We start from the raw sequence: 19,318 nt of genomic DNA, 5'->3' as shown, positions 1-19,318 counted from the left end.
TTTGGGAATTTGTTATAATAATTAGAAGCGCAGAACCATACAGGAGGTTTAGATATGAGTAGAGAAGAGAGAAATACGTATACAATAAAAGATGATGCCCATATGGGAGAGATCAAGATTGCGGATGAAGTGGTTTCCATTATTGCAGGACTTGCAGCGATGGAAGTGGATGGTGTTGCTTCTATGGCAGGCAATGCAACCAGAGAATTGATTAGTAAGCTGGGAATGCGGTCTCTGTCAAAAGGGGTGAAAGTAGATGTCCTGGAAGGCATTGTAACCGTATCACTGGCGCTGAATCTGAAGTATGGCTACAGCATTAAGACGATTACAGCTAAGGTACAGGAGAAGGTAAAAGCATCCATTGAGAACATGACAGGACTGGAAGTTGCAGATGTGAATATCCGCGTTGCAGGCGTTGAGATACCGGAGGAAGTATAAGTGAAAAGGTCAGAATTAAGAGAACATATCTTCCGCGTACTGTTTGGAATTGAATTTAATACAGAGGCTGAGCTGCCGGAGCAGATGGAACTTTACTTTTCCCAGCTGGAACAGGCAGATGATACTGCCTTTGCATATATTCAGGCGAAGGCGCAGAAGATAGCAGATAAGACGGAAGAAATAGACAAACTTCTGAATGAACATACGACAGGATGGAAGACCAGCCGTATGAATAAGGTGGATCTTACGATTCTTCGTCTTGCCGTGTACGAGATGAAGTGGGATGAGGATGTACCGGTAGGCGTTGCGATTAATGAAGCGGTGGAACTTGCGAAGAAGTACAGCGGAGAGGAAGGACCGGCATTCGTAAATGGTGTGCTGGCGAAACTTGCAGAATAGTTGGGAGCGAGACGAAATGGCCGGGAATGTATATACCGTAAAGCAAGTGAACGCTTACATTAAGAATATGTTCACACAGGATTTTATGCTGAATCGCATCTATGTCAAAGGTGAGGTGTCGAACTGTAAGTATCATACATCAGGACATATATATTTTTCATTAAAGGATGAGTCCGGAACGATTGCCTGCGTTATGTTTGCCGGGCAGCGAGGCGGGCTCTCTTTTCATATGAGCGAAGGTCAGCAGGTAGTGGTGCTGGGCTCGGTCAGTGTGTATGAAAGGAGCGGATCCTACCAGCTTTATGCAAAGGAGATCCGTTTGGATGGAGACGGCGTGCTGTACGAAAGATTCCAGATGCTAAAGCGCGAACTGGAAGAGATGGGCATGTTTGCCGGGGAATATAAGAAGCCGATTCCTGCATATGCCAAGACTGTAGGTATTGTTACTGCACCTACCGGAGCTGCGATTCGGGACATTATGAATATTGCGGCAAGAAGAAATCCGTATGTACAGCTGATCCTCTATCCGGCTCAGGTACAGGGAACCGGAGCCAAGGAAAGCATTGTCCGGGGAATTCGGGTACTGGAAGCGTATGGCGTGGATGTGATGATCGTCGGAAGAGGAGGCGGCTCCATAGAGGATCTGTGGGCGTTTAATGAAGAAGAAGTGGCAAGAGCGATTTTTAATTGCCGGATTCCGGTGATTTCAGCGGTCGGGCATGAGACGGATACGACAATTGCAGATTATGTGGCGGATCTTCGTGCTCCGACACCTTCTGCCGCTGCAGAATTGGCGGTCAGCGATTATCGGCAGACGAAGGAACTTCTCAGAGAGTATGAGAGAAAAATGAGTCGGATGCTGGAACAGCAGATTCGGATCAAAAAGCTTAAGCTTCAGGAATTCCAGACAAAGCTTGGCTTTTTGCATCCAAGGTATCGTCTGCAGGAACGCCAGCAGCGCCTGGTGGATTTAGAAGATCGTCTGCGGCTTTTGATGGAACGAAGAATGCAGATGGCAAGACATAAGATGGCGCTTTATGCGGAACGTATGAAAGGACTATCTCCGTTGGAAAAGTTGAGTCAGGGATATTCTTACGTAGCAGGAGAAGATGGAAAGGCTGTCAAAAGTATCACGCAGATCAGACCAAAGGAAGAACTGTCGATCTATGTGACGGACGGAGTCATTCGGGCATCCGTCAGAGAAATCAGGGAGGAAGAACATGGATAAAGTGATGAAACAGCAGGGAGAAGAGCTTTCCCTGGAGGCGATGTTTCAGCGTTTGGAGGAGACTGTAGGAACGATGGAGAGAGAAGATCTCTCTTTGGAAGATTCTTTCGCACTCTACCATGACGGAATGGAGATGCTGCGCCGATGCAGCAAGAAGATTGAGAGTGTAGAAAAACAGATATTGGTACTGGATGAAGAAGGAGAAACCCATGAGTTTGAACGATGATTTTCAGATGCAGATGAAAAAGAAAGTAGAAGAGATCGAGGCGGTTCTTCAGGAGTATCTTCCCAGACAGAAGGGGGACCAAAGCGTCATTATGGAGGCTATGGGCTACAGTCTTCTGGCAGGAGGGAAGCGTTTAAGACCGATGCTGATGTGGGAGACCTATCGTCTGTTTGGAGGTACATCAAGGGCAATCCGACCGTTTATGGCGGCGCTTGAGATGATTCACACCTATTCCCTGGTGCATGATGATCTTCCGGCGATGGATAATGACGAATACCGCAGAGGCAGGAAGACGACCCATGTCGTCTACGGTGAAGATATGGGAATTCTGGCAGGAGACGCACTGTTAAACTATGCGTTCGAGACAGCGTTCCAGGCATTTGTGACGGATCCTGAGGAAAGCCTGATGATCGGAAGGGCTCTTCGCGTGTTGGGAAAGAAAGCAGGAATCTACGGAATGATCGGTGGACAGGTGATTGATGTGAAGGAGACCGGTCATGCAGTTTCAAAAGAGATTCTGGATACGATTTATGAGCTTAAGACGGCAGCACTTATTGAGGCGGCCATGATGATCGGTGCGATCATAGGCGGAGCAACGGAAGAAGAAGTAAGGATCACGGAGCAGATTGCGAAATACGTAGGGATCGCATTTCAGATTCAGGATGATATTCTGGATGTCACCAGTACAAAAGAAGTGCTTGGCAAGCCGATTCACAGCGATGAAAAGAATGAGAAGACAACGTATGTGACACTGATGGGAGTAGATGAAGCGGCGGGCAAAGTAAAGGAACTGTCGGATCAGGCAATCGACCTTCTTCATCAGCTGACAGGAGAGAACGAATACCTGGAACAGTTGTTGATTCAGTTGATTCACAGAGACAGATAGAAGAGAATCGAGAGGTTATCTGATAATGTTAGAACGGATACAAAAAGAGAATGATATAAAAAAACTAAGTGCAGAGGAACTGGAAGAACTGGCAAAAGAAATTCGCACATTTCTGATTGAAAAGATCAGTAAGACAGGCGGGCATCTGGCTTCAAACCTGGGTGTGGTGGAACTGACTATGGCGATGCATCTTGCTTTTGATCTTCCTTCGGACAAGATTATCTGGGATGTCGGACATCAGGCTTATACCCATAAGCTTTTAACGGGGCGAAAGGATGGATTTGATGATCTTCGCAAATATGGCGGTATGAGCGGGTTTCCTAAGAGAAAAGAAAGTGACTGTGATGCGTTTGATACCGGACATAGTTCTACGTCTATCTCAGCAGGTCTGGGATACGTTCATGCAAGAGATCTTAAGGGCGAGGACTACCGTGTGATTTCCGTGATCGGAGATGGTTCTCTGACCGGAGGCATGGCTTATGAGGCGCTCAACAACGCAGCATCCCTTCATACGAATTTTATTATTGTATTAAATGATAATCATATGTCCATTTCCGAAAATGTAGGAGGAATGTCTGCTTATCTGGCAAGACTTAGGACAGCAGACATTTATACAGAATTGAAAAAAGGAATTACGACGGCGCTTCATAAAGTGCCGGTAGTAGGAGATTCTATGATTGAACAGCTCCGGCGGACGAAGAGCAGCATTAAGCAGCTGGTGGTGCCGGGAATGTTCTTTGAAGATATGGGAATTACCTATTTGGGACCGATTCCCGGACATCAGCTTAGGACTCTTTATGAGGCATTTCAGGAGGCCAGGAAGATTGACGGGCCGGTGCTCCTTCATGTGATTACCGAGAAGGGAAAAGGATATGAGCCGGCAGAAAAGCAGCCTTCTAAATTCCATGGGGTAGGTCCCTTTAATGTACAGACGGGAAAAGTACTGGCAGATAAAGAGAAGGATACGTATACAGACGTCTTTGGCAAGGTGCTCTGTGATGAAGCAAAACGAATCCCTTCCCTTGTGGCGATTACGGCAGCTATGGCCGATGGGACCGGACTTGGTCTGTTTCGTCAGAAGTATCCGAAGCGGTTTTTTGACGTGGGAATTGCAGAAGAGCATGCGGTTACTTTTGCTGCAGGTCTTGCGGCAGGAGGAATGAAGCCGGTATTTGCGGTCTATTCGTCCTTTTTACAGCGGGCGTATGACCAGCTGATTCATGACGTGGCGCTTCAGAACCTTCCGGTGGTTTTTGCTGTAGACCGGGCAGGTTTGGTAGGAAGTGATGGGGAGACGCATCAAGGTATCTTTGACCTTTCCTATTTGAGCAGTATCCCCAATATGGTAGTGATAGCGCCGAAGCATAAGTGGGAACTGGCGGATATGCTGCGGTTCGCCCTTAGGTATGAGGGTCCGATTGCGCTTCGCTATCCACGCGGAACGGCATATGATGGTGGAGAGGAATATCGGGCGCCGGTGGTATATGGAAAGAGCGAAATGATCGAAGAAGAAAGGGGAATTGCCCTTTTAAGCGTAGGTCATATGTATGAAGAAGCGGTTCGTGTACGCGAGGCTTTGAAACAGAAAGGACAGTCATGTACGCTTGTGAATGCACGATTTGTAAAGCCGCTTGATACGGATATGATTGAGGCTCTTTCTGCAAATCATCGTCTTTTGGTGACGATTGAGGAAAATGTTCAGACCGGTGGCTTTGGCGAACATGTGGTGGAATATGTCTCCAGAAAAGGTCTTCCGGTGCGGGTGTTAACGCTGGCTCTTCCGGATGATTATGTGGAGCATGGAAGTATCGGTATGTTAAGAAGAGAGACCGGACTTGATAATGAGACGATGACAGAACGGATTTTAGAAGTATTCCAGAAGATAGAAGAGAAATGAAGCAAGGAGAACGAGAAAGAACGGTATGAAAGAACGATTGGATGTATTACTGGTAAAGCGGAATCTGGCTGCTTCCAGAGAAAAGGCAAAAGCAATTATTATGTCAGGAAATGTGTTCGTGGATGGGCAAAGAGAAGATAAGGCCGGAACAACATTCCCGGAAGAGGTTCAGATTGAAGTGCGTGGACATACGCTGCCTTACGTCAGCCGTGGAGGATTGAAGCTGGAAAAAGCAATCCATAATTTTGACGTCAGCGTAGACGGTAAGGTTTGTACGGATGTAGGATCTTCAACCGGAGGCTTTACAGACTGTATGCTGCAAAATGGAGCGAAAAAGGTGTTTGCTATCGATGTGGGACGGGGGCAGCTGGATTGGAAGCTTCGGCAGGATGAACGTGTCGTATGTATGGAAAAGACGAATATTCGATATGTGACGCCGGAAGATTTAGGCGAACCGATTGATTTTTCTTCTATTGATGTTTCTTTCATTTCACTTACAAAGGTTCTGCTTCCGATTCACGAATACCTGACCGAACACGGTCAGATTGTAGCGCTGATTAAACCACAGTTTGAAGCCGGACGGGAGAAAGTCGGCAAAAAGGGTGTTGTTCGGGAAAAGAGCACGCATTTGGAAGTGATTGATATGGTGATTCAGTATGCAATGTCTATTGGATTTGCCGTGTTGAATCTGGAGTTCTCTCCGATCAAAGGTCCGGAAGGCAATATTGAATATCTTGTGCATTTGGAAAAGTGCGGAGAATATGATAGAGTAGCAGAGACAGTGGATATTAAGAAGACGGTAGACGAGGCATTTGCGACACTGGCAAAAAGTTAAAAAGGATCAGGCGAGATGGAAAGATTTCTAATTGTAACGAATGACGGAAAAGATGTGGATCATGCGGTTACCAGCAAGGTAAAAGAGACGCTGGAAAAGGCAGGGAAAATCTGTACGCTGTGCCAAAAAGATGCACAGAAAAATATCAGGAAAGATACGGTGCCGGAAGAACTGGACTGCGCCATTGTAATTGGTGGCGATGGAAGTCTGATCGAGGTGGCAAGGTTATTATGGAGCCGGGACGTGCCGATTATCGGAATTAATATGGGGACACTTGGCTATCTGACGGAGATTGAACTGTCTCATCTGGACGATGCGCTGGATCAGATCATAAAAGAACACTGCATGTTTGAAGAACGGATGATGGTAGAAGGGATCTTTGAAGATGGCAAGAAAGACATTGCGCTGAATGATATTGTGGTATCCAGAAAGGGACAGCTTCGGATTATTCATTTCCGGTTATATGTTAATGGAGAACTTCTGAATTCTTATGAAGCCGACGGCGTGATTATCTCTACGCCGACAGGATCGACCGCTTACAATTTATCCGCAGGCGGTCCTATCGTGGAACCTACCGCATCTATGTTTGTGATTACGCCAATCTGTTCCCATGCGCTTAATACCAGCAGTATTGTGCTGTCTTCTGAAGATGAGATTGAAATTGAAATCGGGGCGGGAAGAGAAGGTTCTCAAGAAGAGGTGTTTGTTACGTTTGACGGTGCGGATACGGTGGTACTAAAAACAGGCGACCGAGTGCGGGTTCGCCGAGCGGAAGCTTATACGAAAATTATGAAGTTAAGTAAGGTCAGCTTTTTAGAAACGCTGCGCAGAAAGATGAAAGGAAATTAAACCATGAAAGTGAACAGACATGCAAAAATTATTGAATTAATTAACAAATATCATGTTGAGACACAGGAGGAGCTTGCGGATTATCTGAATCAGGAAGGCTTTCATGTGACACAGGCAACGGTATCCAGAGATATCAGAGATCTGAAGCTTACAAAAGTCCCTTCTGAAAACGGAAAGCAGCGTTATGCCGTACATCAGGCGGCAGAAAATGGAATGAGTGAGAAATATATTCGAGTACTCAGAGATGGATTTGTATCCATGGATATGGCGCAGAATATTTTGGTTATCAAGACGGTATCCGGCATGGCAATGGCGGTTTGTGTGGCGATTGACGGTATGAAATGGAATGAGGTAGTGGGAAGTATCGCGGGAGACGATACCATTATGTGTGCGATCCGAAGCGTGGAGGATACAGTAGCGGTGATGGACAAGATCAGAAAGATTGTCTTATAGGAGGATAAATGTTACAGAATTTACACGTAAAGAACCTGGCTTTGATCGATGAAATCGAGGTGGAATTTCAGGAGGGGCTCAATATTCTGACAGGAGAGACAGGGGCCGGGAAATCAATTATCCTGGGATCTGTGAACCTTGCTCTTGGAGGAAAGTATCAAAAGGATATGATCCGCGAGGGAGCAGAGTATGGCTTTGTGGAATTGACATTTTCCATAGAGAAAGATGAGCAGATTCAGAAACTTCACAGGCTGGAAGTCTATCCGGAGGATGGTATGATTACGCTTTCCAGGCGCCTGATGCGGGGACGAAGTGTCAGCCGAATTAACGGAGAGACCGTTCCGATCAGTCTTCTTAAGGAAGTGGCAGAGATTCTGATTGATATTCATGGGCAGCATGAGCATCAGTCTCTTCTGTACAAAAAGAATCATCTGGGGATTACGGATGCTTTCGCTGGTGATTATATCGCGGAAGTAAAAAAGGATACAGCAGACGCTTATCATCAGTATAAGGCCTGTGAAAAAGAACTGAAGGAAAGTGTATCAGAAGAAGGAGAGAGAGCGAAGGAACTTTCTTTTCTTCAATTTGAAGTGGCAGAGATTCTGGATGCAGACTTAAAACCAGGAGAAGATGAAGAACTGGAGACGCTGTACCGCAGAATGTCCAATGGGAAGAAAATTGCCGATCAGACGGCGGAAGCTTACCGTTATACCAGTGAAGGGGAAGGAAGTGCAAGCGACGGATTAAGCCGGGCGATCCGTATGATGGCGGATGCGGCACAGTACGATGAACGGGCAGAAGAACTCTATGGACAGCTGGTAGAGGTGGATAGCCTGCTGAATGATTTTAATCGGGAACTTTCGGATTACAGTAAGAGTCTGGAATATTCAGAGGAAGAATTTTACGAGACGGAGAAGCGGCTCAATGAGATCAATCATTTGAAAACCAAATATGGAAGTACGTTGGAAGAGATTGCTACATACTGTAGAAAACAGGAGGAGCGGATCCGAATTTTGGAGGATTATGACCAGTATGTTCTGGGCTTGAAGGAGCGATGCAGGCAGGCCGAAGAGAAACTTTTGACTTCTTCAAAAGCGTTATCCTTAATTCGGAAAGAACAGGCTAAGATCCTGGAACAGGCAATTACAGAAGGATTAAAAGATCTGAATTTTGCGGATGTCCGTTTTCAGATTTCCTTTCAGGAGACCGCCGGATATACGGCAGACGGAATGGATGATGTGGAATTTTTAATTTCTATGAATCCAGGTCAGCCTTTGCGTCCGCTTGCGAATGTGGCTTCCGGTGGAGAGCTTTCTCGGATTATGCTGGCAATTAAGACGGTGATGGCAGACCGAGATGAAGTAGAAACGCTGATTTTTGATGAAATTGATGTGGGAATCAGCGGAAGAACGGCACAGAAGGTGTCTGAGAAGATGGCGGTCATTGGACGGAAACATCAGGTGATCTGCATTACCCATCTGGCGCAGATTGCGGCGATGGCAGATTGTCATTATTTGATTGAAAAAACAGCTGGTTTTTCCGATACCAAAACGACGATTCGACAGCTTGGGGAAGAAGAGTCGGTGATGGAACTTGCGAGAATCCTTGGAGGAGCAAAGATTACGGAGACGGTAATTGAAAACGCAAAAGAAATGAAAGAACTCGCAAAACATACAAAATAAACCAGTGTAAATATCAGGAATTGTTCACATAATAAGATAGATATCCGAAAGATGGATATCTATCTTTTTTAGTGAGGTGAACCAAGATGAGAAAGTACTGGTATCGCAGAATATTAATTATGATTACAGCTTTCACTGTTTCGGTGGGCGGAAGTTATTATCTGATTCAATTTCAGCAGAAGAAGCTGCAAAAGGAAGTAAGCGCAGGTATGTCAGAAGGGCAAATGTTAGTTCCGGGAGGAATGCCGATCGGTATTTATCTGGAGATGGAGGGAGCTATGGTGCTGGGAACAGAGGCTGTGACGGATGTTAATGGTATGAAGTGCGAGCCGGCAGAACACCTTCTTAAGTCTGGAGATTATATTTTAGCGCTTGACGAACAAAAGATTCGCAGTAAGGCAGAACTTGTGGATGCGGTGAAAGAGATTGATAAAGAAGAAGTCGTACTGAAAGTACGCCGTCAGGATCGAATGATGAATGTAAAATTAAAGCCTGTCCGATGTGACAGTAAAGAATATAAACTGGGTGTTTGGGTAAGAGATAATGCGCAGGGACTTGGAACAATTACATTTCTTAATGCGGACAGTAGATTCGGAGCACTTGGACATGGGATCCATGATGTAGATACCAGCGGTTTATTAGCAATTCAAAGCGGTCGTGTCTATGAGACCAGCATCAAAGATATCCAGAAGGGAAAGAGCGGGACTCCTGGTGGTATGGAGGGGATTATTGTCTATAATAACTACAATATGCTGGGAAGTATTGAACAGAATACAGATTGTGGAATCTTCGGGAAAATTGATCGGATTGATGCGTTATTTACCGACCAGACGCCGATGGAGGCGGCAAAGACGCAGGAGATTCAGGAAGGTCCGGCTTCTATCCGCTGTGCAGTGGAAGGAAAGGTTAAAGAATATGAGATTCGTATCACAAAAATCGACAGAAGCACGAAAGAAGTCAATAAAGGTCTGGTGCTGGAAGTGACAGACCCCAAATTACTGGAAGTAACGGGCGGAATTGTACAGGGGATGAGCGGAAGCCCAATTCTTCAGAATGGAAAAATTGTGGGAGCAGTAACCCATGTATTTGTACAGGACTCTACAAAAGGGTATGGAATTTTTATTGAAAACATGTTGGATTATGTCAAATAAGAATAATTATGTCGATAACGGTCAGGTTTTTACGACAGCAATTTCTTGAACTCGCCAGGGCGGGATTATATAATCATTCTCGACGGTTTTTATTAGAGAGAGGAGGAAATAAATAAAATGGACGCGATTAATGTGGCAATAGCTGACGACAATGAGAGGATTCTGGATCTGCTTGGCGAAATTGTGAGCAGTGACAAGGAACTAAATCTGGTCGGGAAGACAAATAATGGGGAGGATATGTACCGGTTGATTAGGGAGAAGGAGCCAGATGTGGTGCTTTTGGATCTGATTATGCCGAAGATGGATGGTCTAAGTGTCATTGATATGGTGAATAATGATAAGGAGTTAAAGAAACAGCCGGATTTCATTGTGGTGACAGCAGTCGGACAGGAGCGGATCACGGAAGATGCATTCAAGAAAGGGGCTAGTTATTACATTATGAAGCCATTTCACAATGATGTGGTGGTGAACAGAATTAAGAGCGCAAATCAGATGATTCGCCATGAAATGCGCTATTTAGGGCATTCTGCCTGTCAGGCGGCTCCTGTGCCGGAAATGAATTTGGAGACACGGGTAACGGATATGATCCATGAGATCGGAATTCCGGCTCATATTAAGGGGTATCATTACCTTAGGGATGCTATTATGATGGCGGTTGAGGATATGGATGTGTTAAATGCCATTACCAAGGTGTTGTATCCGACGGTGGCAAAGATGCATCAGACAACTTCAAGCCGTGTGGAACGTGCGATTCGTCATGCCATTGAAGTGGCATGGAGCAGAGGGAAGCTGGATACTCTGGATGAATTGTTTGGATACACGGTGAGTAATGGAAAAGGAAAACCGACTAATTCTGAATTTATCGCATTGATTGCAGACACGATTCGTCTGGAATATAAAAATAGATAACCCTTTTCTTCTGAAAAAAAATACGCTATAATAGTGGTATATAGTGGGAATGGGAGGGAAAGAAGCTATGAAAAAAATACTTTTTGCGACTTCAGAGGCGGTACCATTTATAAAGACTGGAGGACTTGCGGATGTAGCAGGATCCTTACCGAAAAATTTTGACAAAGAAAAATATGACGTACGTGTGATGCTTCCTAAATACATGTGTATGAAGGAAGAGTGGAAAGAAAAACTGGTTTATAAAACCCACTTCTATATGGATCTTAACTGGAGAACCGAATATGTGGGTGTATTGGAATTAGAATACGAAGGAATTACATTCTATTTTATAGATAACGAATATTATTTTAACGGATTTGCGCCTTATGGAGACACTTATACAGATATTGAAAAGTTCGCTTACTTTTCCAAGGCGGTCTTAAGTTCACTTCCAGTGATTGATTTTAGACCGGATATTATTCACTGTCATGATTGGCAGACAGGTCTGATTCCTGTGTTTTTGGATAATTTCCGTTATGGGAATGAATACTATCGGGGAATCAAGACGGTGATTACCATACATAACTTAAAGTTCCAGGGTACCTGGGATCCGAAGCGGGTTAGAGATATTACGGGACTTCCGGAATATTATTTTGCACCGGATAAACTGGAGGCTTACAAGGATGCGAACTATCTGAAGGGTGGAATCGTGTATGCGGATCGGATTACGACGGTCAGCAATTCTTATGCACAGGAGATTCGTACACCGTTCTATGGAGAACGTCTGGATGGACTTATGAATGCCCGTGCTAATTGCTTATCAGGTATTGTGAACGGTATTGATTACGATGAATACAATCCGGCGACGGATCCGCATATTGTGAAAAATTATTCTGTAGAGAATTTCAGGAAAGAGAAGATTAAGAATAAAACGGCGCTGCAGGAAGAGCTTGGACTTGCTAAGGATCCTAAGACGATGATGATCGGAATTGTCTCCAGACTGACGGATCAGAAAGGATTTGATCTGGTAGCTTATATTATGGATGAACTGTGTCAGGATGCAGTCCAGATTGTGGCGCTTGGAACCGGTGAAGAACGTTATGAGAATATGTTCCGTCATTTTGACTGGAAGTATGCAGACAAGGTATCTGCCAATATTTATTATTCTGAGGCAATGTCTCATAAGGTGTATGCAGCCTGTGATGCATTCCTGATGCCGTCTCTGTTTGAACCATGCGGGCTGAGTCAGTTAATGAGCCTGCGCTACGGAACAGTTCCGATTGTCCGTGAGACAGGCGGCTTAAAAGATACGGTCGAGCCATATAATGAATTTGAGAAAAAGGGAACCGGATTCAGCTTTGCCAATTATAATGCCCATGAGATGCTGGGAACGATTCGTTATGCGGAACGGATTTATTATGACAAGAAGCGGGAGTGGAATAAAATTGTGGAGCGCGGCATGAATGCAGATTTCTCATGGAAAACTTCCGCAAAACAGTATGAAAAACTTTATGATGAAATGTAGACAAATTCGCCAGATCCTTGTAAGATAGATAACATGTATCTGATGCGACGGGAAACATGGCAAAAAGCAGCAGATCGGACTAAAGAAGTAAGAGGTGAAGGACATGAAGATCAGAGACTTATTAAAAGACAGTAACCCGCACATTTCTTTTGAGGTATTTCCGCCAAAGACGGATGCCGCATACGAGAGTGTGATGAAAGCGACGGAAGAGATTGCAGCTTTGAAGCCTTCCTTTGTAAGTGTGACTTACGGAGCCGGAGGAGGAACCAGCAAGAACACAGTGAAGATTGCTTCTCATCTTTCCAATGATCTGGGGGTCACCAGTCTGGCGCATCTTACCTGTGTATCGTCTACAAAGGAAGAAGTACATCGGGTGATTGAGGAGTTAAAAGAGCAGAAGATAGAGAATATCCTGGCTCTTAGAGGTGATGTCCCGGCAGACGGGGAGTTCCCTCTTCCGAATCATTATCGCTACGCCAGTGAACTGATTGAAGATATAAAACGCCAGGGAGATTTCTGCATTGGCGCTGCCTGCTATCCGGAAGGACATACGGAGACAGAGCATAAAAAAGACGATATCCAAAATTTGAAACATAAAGTTGACTGTGGGGTAGACTTTCTTACGACACAGATGTTTTTCGATAATAATATCCTGTATAATTTCCTGTATCGAATCCGGGAGAAGGGAATTACAGTTCCGGTGCTGCCTGGAATTATGCCGGTAACGAATGGAAAGCAGATGAAGCGGATTTGTGCATTGTCCGGAACTGTTCTGCCGGAGCGTTTCCGGGCTGTGGTAGACCGGTTCGGAGATGATCCAAAAGCAATGCAGCAGGCGGGAATTGCATATGCGACAGATCAGATTATTGATTTGATTGCGAATGGAATCAATCATATTCATATTTATTCTATGAACAAGCCGGAGATTGCAGCAGCAATTATCCGGAATCTGTCAGAGATTGTAAAACCATAGAAAGGCAGAATGCATGGATACAAGAACGAAGGAAGCGATTCGTTACTTGGGGTATGGTAGACATGCGGTAGATGATGAGACGCTGCGGCTGATCAGAAGTTCCTTTCAGGAACTGGATCAGGCAGCGGACTTCAGAATCATCTATCGCATTTTTGATTTAAACCGTAAGGAAAACGAATCTTTAGAAATCGGAACGATGAAAGTGACAAGCAAAAGCTTAAATCGAAACTTAAAAGGCTGCGAGCAAATCGTGCTTCTGGGGGGGACTTTGGGTACGGGAACAGATCTTTTGCTTCGCAGATATACACTTACCGATATGGCAAAGGTGGTCGTACTGCAGGCCTGTGCGGCGGCGATGTTGGAAGAGGAATTGGATATCTGGCAGGAGGCAAGAAAAGAAGAATGGAAAGAAGAAGGATGGTATCTTCGGCCGAGATTCAGCCCTGGATATGGAGATTTCTCAATCTGCCATCAGTCAGAGATTCTTCGCATGCTGGATGCGTCTAAGTCCATTGGTCTTACTTTGACAGATGCGGGGATGCTGACGCCAACCAAATCGGTGACAGCGCTGATAGGGAGAAGCAGAACAGACGCTGCATGCCACAGACAAGGGTGTGAGGCCTGTGAAAAGGCTGATTGCCAGTATCGAAGATAAGTATTGTAAACAGAGAGATACTGCAAAGGAGAATACGGATGATAAGAGAACGACTTGGAAAAGAATTATTATATTTTGACGGCGGTATGGGAACCCTTTTGCAAGCAAAAGGATTGAAACCAGGAGAGCTGCCGGAGACATGGAACCTGACTCACCCAGATGATATCGTAGACATTCACCGACAGTATTATGAAGCTGGCAGTGATATTGTACTTACGAATACGTTCGGCGCTAATGCATTGAAGTTTCAAGGAACAGATTATGCATTGAAGGATGTAGTGGAAGCGGCGGTTCATCATGCAAGAAAAGCATCAGAGTCAGGAGTGACAGACAAAAGAGAGGTCTATATTGGTCTGGATGTAGGGCCGACAGGGAAGCTTTTAAAACCTATGGGCGATCTTGATTTTGAAGAGGCTTATGAAGCGTTTGCAGAGGTGATGCGTTATGGAGAAGAGGCGGGCGTAGATTTCATTCATATTGAGACTATGAGCGATACGTATGAAGTGAAGGCGGCAGTACTTGCAGCAAAAGAGCAGACAAGTCTGCCAGTTTTTGCAACCATGATTTTCGATGAGAAAGGCAAACTCTTAACGGGAGGAGATGTGCCGGCGGTGGTAGCGCTTTTGGAAGGGCTTCGGGTCGATGCGTTAGGAATCAATTGCGGCATGGGACCAGAGCAGATGCTTCCGATTTTGAAAGAAATTCTGACATATACATCGATTCCTGTGATTGTAAAACCGAATGCGGGGCTTCCAAAACAGAAAGACGGAGAGGTCTGGTATGATGTGGATCCGGCACAGTTCGCTGGTTTTATGGAAGAGATTGCAAAAGAAGGAGCCTGTGTGATTGGAGGGTGCTGCGGAACAACACCGGAGCATATTAAAGCAATGACGGCACAGATTCAGCGAAATCAGTTAAGGCCGCCAGTTAAAAAGGATCTAACCGTGGTGTCTTCTTATGGAAAAGCGGTTGTCTTAGGAGAGAAACCGATCATTATCGGAGAGCGAATTAACCCGACAGGAAAGAAAAAGTTCAAGCAGGCATTAAAAGAACACGATCTTGATTATATTTTAAGAGAAGGTATCATTCAGCAGGATAATGGAGCACATATTCTGGACGTCAATGTAGGGCTTCCGGATATTGATGAATCGGCGATGATGTGTGAGGTAGTGCAGGAACTTCAAAGTATTATTAATCTTCCGCTTCAGATTGATACGGTAGATCCAAAGGCCATGGAAGCGGCTATGCGGATCTATAATGGAAAGCCAATGATTAATTCAGTTAACGGCAAACAGGAATCTATGGATGCTGTATTTCCGTTGATTCAACGCTACGGAGGAACCGTGGTAGGATTGACGATTGACGAGAATGGTATTCCTGCTACGGCCAAAGGACGGGTGGAAATAGCAGGAAAGATTATCCGGGAAGCAGAAAAGTATGGGATTGATAAGAAAGACATTGTGATCGACGTCCTTGCTATGACCATCAGTTCAGAACCGGAGGGGGCCAAGATTACGCTGGATGCATTAAAACAGGTGCGAAAGCAGTATGGGGTCCGTACCGTTCTTGGAGTATCCAATATTTCCTTTGGGCTTCCTTATCGTCCGGCAGTCAATTCCAACTTCTATACGCTTGCTATGTACAATGGTCTAAGCGCCGGAATCATCAATCCTTCTTCTGAAGATATGATGCGTTCCTACTATTCTTACTGTGCGTTGATGAACTATGACCAGAATTGTGAGGCATATATTAGACAATATGGAAACAGGCAGGTGGATGTGACGGTAAAGAGCCAGACAGAAATTACACTTCGGGAAGCTGTTGAGAAGGGGTTGAAAGAAGAAGCCAGGAATGCAGCCAGAGAATGTCTGAAAGGACAAAGCCCTCTGGAAATTATCAATACACAGATGATCCCGGCGCTTGACGCGGTGGGCAAAGACTTTGAAAAAGGGACCTTGTTCCTTCCGCAGCTTTTGATGAGTGCGGATGCTGCAAAGATAGCATTTACAGTACTTAAGGAGGCGTTGTCGGAACTGGGAGAGACAGAAGAAAAGAAGGAGAAGATTATTCTTGCGACGGTGAAGGGAGACATTCACGACATTGGCAAGAATATTGTGAAAGTCCTGCTGGAAAATTATGGATTCGATGTCATTGATCTTGGAAAAGATGTAGCTCCGGAGGTGATTGTTGAAGTGGCAGTCCGTGAACAGGTGCAGCTGGTAGGGCTAAGTGCTCTGATGACAACCACAGTTGTCAGTATGGAAGAAACCATTTTACAGTTGCGAAAATCCTGTCCGGAGTGTAAAGTGATGGTAGGCGGCGCTGTACTTAACCAAGAATACGCTGATATGATTGGAGCTGATTATTATGGAAAAGATGCTATGCAGTCAGTCTATTATGCACAGCAACTGTTTGGAGAATAAGAGCTTCGTTCGTCGGGAAAGAAACCGGCTGCAACAGATGAATACACAGATATACAGGAAAAGGAGAAGAATATGGGACTGATATTACCAGAAGGTTATGACCCGCGCCTCAGCGTGCGGGAAACGCAGAGTGCAATCAAATATATCCGGGATACCTTTCAGAAAGAATTTGGAAAAGAAATGAATCTGGAAAGAATTTCCGCACCGCTGTTTGTAGAAAAAAGCAGTGGATTGAATGATAACTTAAACGGCGTGGAGCGTCCGGTTCAGTTTGATATTGCGGGAATTAAGGACGAGACTGTAGAAGTTGTACAGTCTCTGGCCAAATGGAAACGAATGGCACTGAAGGAATACGGGTTTCAGCCGGGAGAAGGACTTTACACGAATATGAATGCAATTCGTCGGGATGAGGAACTTGATAATCTGCATTCCTGCTATGTCGATCAATGGGACTGGGAGCGTGTGATCACAAAGGAAGAGAGAAATGAAGAGACTTTAAAAGATACCGTTCGTACGATTTTTAAAGTCATTAAGCATATGGAACATGAAGTGTGGTATAAGTATCCGCAGGCAGTGAAGATCTTGCCGGATCAGGTAACCTTTATTACATCACAGGAGCTGGAAGACCGATATCCGGGAAAAACGCCGAAGGAAAGGGAAAACCTGATTACGAAGGAATACGGCTGCGTGTTCCTGATGAAGATCGGTGGAGAATTAAAGGGCGGAAAGCCGCATGACGGACGTGCGCCGGATTACGATGACTGGGAGTTGAATGGTGATATTCTGTTTTGGTTTGATCAGCTTGACTGTGCCCTTGAGATTTCCAGTATGGGAATCCGTGTGGACGAGAAAGCGCTGGAAGAGCAGCTGAAAAAGGCGGGATGCGAGGATCGAAAATCCCTACCGTATCACCGGATGCTTTTAAACGGAGAGCTGCCGTATACCATTGGTGGAGGAATCGGCCAGTCCAGACTTTGTATGCTTCTTCTGGATCGTGTTCATGTGGGAGAAGTGCAGGCAAGTATCTGGCCGGAGGAAATGAGACGTGTGTGTAAAGAACACAAGATTTTCCTGCTTTAGAGATAACAGGATATTGACAATTCTTTAACATTTTATTATAGTAGTAAAGAGGCGTCAGTGCACACTGGCGCCCGTAGTTTGTAGAGATTTGGAAAGAAAACAGGAGGAAGTGCCACTTATGATGAGAGGGTTGGACACAACGGTCAGAAAGATCAGAAGAAGAGTATTCAAAGAAGTCGCAATGCTGGGATTCACAGTAAATGAAGAGACTTTAAATGATGATGTGGAAGCAATTCCATATAAGATTGTAAGCGATGAATCGAACAGATACAGAGAAAGTGTATATCGTTCCCGTGCAATCATCCGGGAGCGTTTAAGACTGGCAATGGGCCTGTCCCTTCGTCCGGAAAATAAACCGGTTCATTTGACAGCGGGTATGGAAGCCAGCAATATTTCTGATAAATATTATGAGCCACCGCTTATGCAGGTGATTCCATCAGCGTGTGAGAGGTGTGCTTCCAAAGGATATAAAGTCAGTGATATGTGTAAGGGGTGTCTGGCGCATCCATGTATGGAGGTCTGTCCAAAGGGGGCAATTTCCATGGTTAACGGACGTTCCTATATTGATCCGGAAAAATGTATCAGCTGCGGAAAATGTAAATCTGTCTGTCCGTACGATGCGATTTCTAAACTGGAGCGTCCATGCGCGAAAGCCTGTGGTGTGAATGCGATTGAATCAGACAAATGTGGACGTGCATACATTAATACAGATAAATGTGTTTCCTGCGGAATGTGTATGGTAAGCTGTCCGTTTGGCGCGATTTCCGATAAGTCTCAGGTATTCCAGCTGGCCAGAGCGTTGACGGAAAAGACACCGATTATTGCTGAGATTGCACCGGCATTTGCAGGTCAGTTCGGAGACAATATTACGCCGAGAAACTTAAAGGCTGCACTTCAGGAACTGGGATTCTCAGAAGTATATGAAGTGGCGCTTGGAGCGGATATCGGTGCGATTGCAGAAGCACACCACTATGTAGAGAAGGTAGCAACAGGAGAACTGCCATTTCTTCTGACTTCCTGCTGTCCATCCTGGGCAATGCTGGCAAAGAAGTATTTCCCGGATCTGATTGGAGAGGTTTCACAGGAATTGACACCTATGGTAGCAACAGCACGTACTATTAAGAAGGAAAATCCGGATGCCAAAGTGGTATTTATCGGACCATGTGCTGCAAAGAAACTGGAAGCAATGCGCCGTACCGTGAGAAGTGATGTGGATTTCGTTATCACCTTTGAGGAGCTGCAGGCAATGTTTGATGCCAGAGATATTGATTTGACGGAATACGAGGCGGAATCGTCTTTCCACAATGCGACGGCTGCAGGACGTGGCTATGCAGTAGCCGGAGGCGTTGCAAAAGCGATTGAAGAATGCGTGAATGAATACTATCCGGATGTGGATGTTAAAATTGAGCATGCAGAAGGTCTGGCAGAATGTAAGAAGGTGCTGGCAATGGCAAAAGCAGGACGTATGGATGGATGCCTGATTGAAGGAATGGGCTGTCCGGGCGGATGTGCTGCAGGAGCCGGAACGAATCTTCAGGTGGCGAAAGCACAGAAGAAGGTACAGGAATTTGTAAAAGCTTCTTCTAAAAAACTGCCGCCGAAGGAATTAAAAGAGATTGAGCTGAATTAAGTATAAATTAGGGAAAGACAAGAAGCGGAGGGGACGTTGACAAACCCTTCGCTTCTCTTTATAATTAAACCTTAGCGTGATATATGGAATCACATACCAA

18 protein-coding genes are annotated in these 19,318 nt (G+C 45.1%); all 18 read left to right on the top strand.

Annotated elements, in window-relative coordinates; all coding sequences use genetic code 11:
* Positions 1–54 precede the first annotated feature (54 nt).
* On the top strand, positions 55–438 hold the full coding sequence (locus C0979_RS02015) for an Asp23/Gls24 family envelope stress response protein (protein WP_101694396.1): 384 nt from the start codon (positions 55–57) through the stop codon (positions 436–438).
* On the top strand, positions 439–837 hold the full coding sequence (gene nusB, locus C0979_RS02010; RefSeq protein ID WP_101694395.1) for a transcription antitermination factor NusB: 399 nt from the start codon (positions 439–441) through the stop codon (positions 835–837).
* Positions 838–853: 16 nt separating this feature from the next.
* On the top strand, positions 854–2,065 hold the full coding sequence (xseA, locus tag C0979_RS02005) for an exodeoxyribonuclease VII large subunit (RefSeq protein WP_101694394.1): 1,212 nt from the start codon (positions 854–856) through the stop codon (positions 2,063–2,065).
* The gene (gene xseB, locus C0979_RS02000; RefSeq protein WP_101694393.1) at positions 2,058–2,291 is read left to right on the top strand and encodes an exodeoxyribonuclease VII small subunit; all 234 of its coding nucleotides are present in this window, start codon (positions 2,058–2,060) and stop codon (positions 2,289–2,291) included. Before xseA ends, xseB begins: the two co-directional genes overlap by 8 nt.
* Positions 2,275–3,177 (top strand): polyprenyl synthetase family protein, encoded by a 903-nt coding sequence (locus C0979_RS01995; RefSeq protein WP_101694392.1) that lies wholly within the window; start codon positions 2,275–2,277, stop codon positions 3,175–3,177. Before xseB ends, C0979_RS01995 begins: the two co-directional genes overlap by 17 nt.
* Before the next feature lie 25 nt (positions 3,178–3,202).
* Positions 3,203–5,074, top strand: a complete 1,872-nt coding sequence (gene dxs, locus C0979_RS01990; protein WP_101694391.1) for a 1-deoxy-D-xylulose-5-phosphate synthase — start codon at positions 3,203–3,205, stop codon at positions 5,072–5,074.
* A 25-nt stretch (positions 5,075–5,099) separates the two neighbouring features.
* Positions 5,100–5,909, top strand: a complete 810-nt coding sequence (locus C0979_RS01985; RefSeq protein ID WP_101694390.1) for a TlyA family RNA methyltransferase — start codon at positions 5,100–5,102, stop codon at positions 5,907–5,909.
* A 15-nt stretch (positions 5,910–5,924) separates the two neighbouring features.
* Positions 5,925–6,758: an NAD(+)/NADH kinase gene (locus tag C0979_RS01980; RefSeq protein ID WP_101694389.1), complete on the top strand. Its 834-nt coding sequence runs from the start codon at positions 5,925–5,927 to the stop codon at positions 6,756–6,758.
* Between the two features lie 3 nt (positions 6,759–6,761).
* Positions 6,762–7,211 carry an arginine repressor gene (argR, locus tag C0979_RS01975; protein WP_101694388.1) on the top strand — a complete coding sequence of 150 codons (450 nt, stop codon included), beginning with the start codon at positions 6,762–6,764 and terminating at the stop codon, positions 7,209–7,211.
* A gap of 8 nt (positions 7,212–7,219) precedes the next feature.
* Positions 7,220–8,893 (top strand): DNA repair protein RecN, encoded by a 1,674-nt coding sequence (gene recN, locus C0979_RS01970; protein WP_101694387.1) that lies wholly within the window; start codon positions 7,220–7,222, stop codon positions 8,891–8,893.
* Between the two features lie 86 nt (positions 8,894–8,979).
* Positions 8,980–10,044, top strand: a complete 1,065-nt coding sequence (gene spoIVB / locus C0979_RS01965; RefSeq protein WP_101694386.1) for a SpoIVB peptidase — start codon at positions 8,980–8,982, stop codon at positions 10,042–10,044.
* A gap of 117 nt (positions 10,045–10,161) precedes the next feature.
* A complete protein-coding gene (gene spo0A, locus C0979_RS01960) occupies positions 10,162–10,953 on the top strand; it encodes a sporulation transcription factor Spo0A (RefSeq protein WP_101694385.1) in 792 nt (263 codons plus the stop codon).
* Positions 10,954–11,020: 67 nt separating this feature from the next.
* Positions 11,021–12,457 (top strand): glycogen synthase GlgA, encoded by a 1,437-nt coding sequence (glgA, locus tag C0979_RS01955; protein ID WP_101694384.1) that lies wholly within the window; start codon positions 11,021–11,023, stop codon positions 12,455–12,457.
* 103 nt (positions 12,458–12,560) lie between these two features.
* Entirely contained in the window at positions 12,561–13,430 is an 870-nt protein-coding gene (gene metF, locus C0979_RS01950) for a methylenetetrahydrofolate reductase [NAD(P)H] (protein WP_101694383.1), read from the top strand.
* Between the two features lie 13 nt (positions 13,431–13,443).
* Positions 13,444–14,085 (top strand): vitamin B12 dependent-methionine synthase activation domain-containing protein, encoded by a 642-nt coding sequence (locus C0979_RS01945; RefSeq protein ID WP_101694382.1) that lies wholly within the window; start codon positions 13,444–13,446, stop codon positions 14,083–14,085.
* Between the two features lie 38 nt (positions 14,086–14,123).
* Positions 14,124–16,508 (top strand): homocysteine S-methyltransferase family protein, encoded by a 2,385-nt coding sequence (locus C0979_RS01940; RefSeq protein ID WP_101694381.1) that lies wholly within the window; start codon positions 14,124–14,126, stop codon positions 16,506–16,508.
* A 72-nt stretch (positions 16,509–16,580) separates the two neighbouring features.
* Positions 16,581–17,588, top strand: coding sequence for an aspartate--ammonia ligase (asnA, locus tag C0979_RS01935; protein ID WP_101694380.1), 1,008 nt, complete (start codon positions 16,581–16,583; stop codon positions 17,586–17,588).
* Positions 17,589–17,706: 118 nt separating this feature from the next.
* Positions 17,707–19,218: a 4Fe-4S dicluster domain-containing protein gene (locus tag C0979_RS01930; RefSeq protein WP_101694379.1), complete on the top strand. Its 1,512-nt coding sequence runs from the start codon at positions 17,707–17,709 to the stop codon at positions 19,216–19,218.
* Positions 19,219–19,318: the final 100 nt, after the last annotated feature.

Source organism: Dorea phocaeensis (genome assembly GCF_900240315.1).
GTDB classification, from domain to species: domain Bacteria; phylum Bacillota; class Clostridia; order Lachnospirales; family Lachnospiraceae; genus Dorea_B; species Dorea_B phocaeensis.
This window is presented reverse-complemented; position numbering and strand designations above follow the sequence as displayed.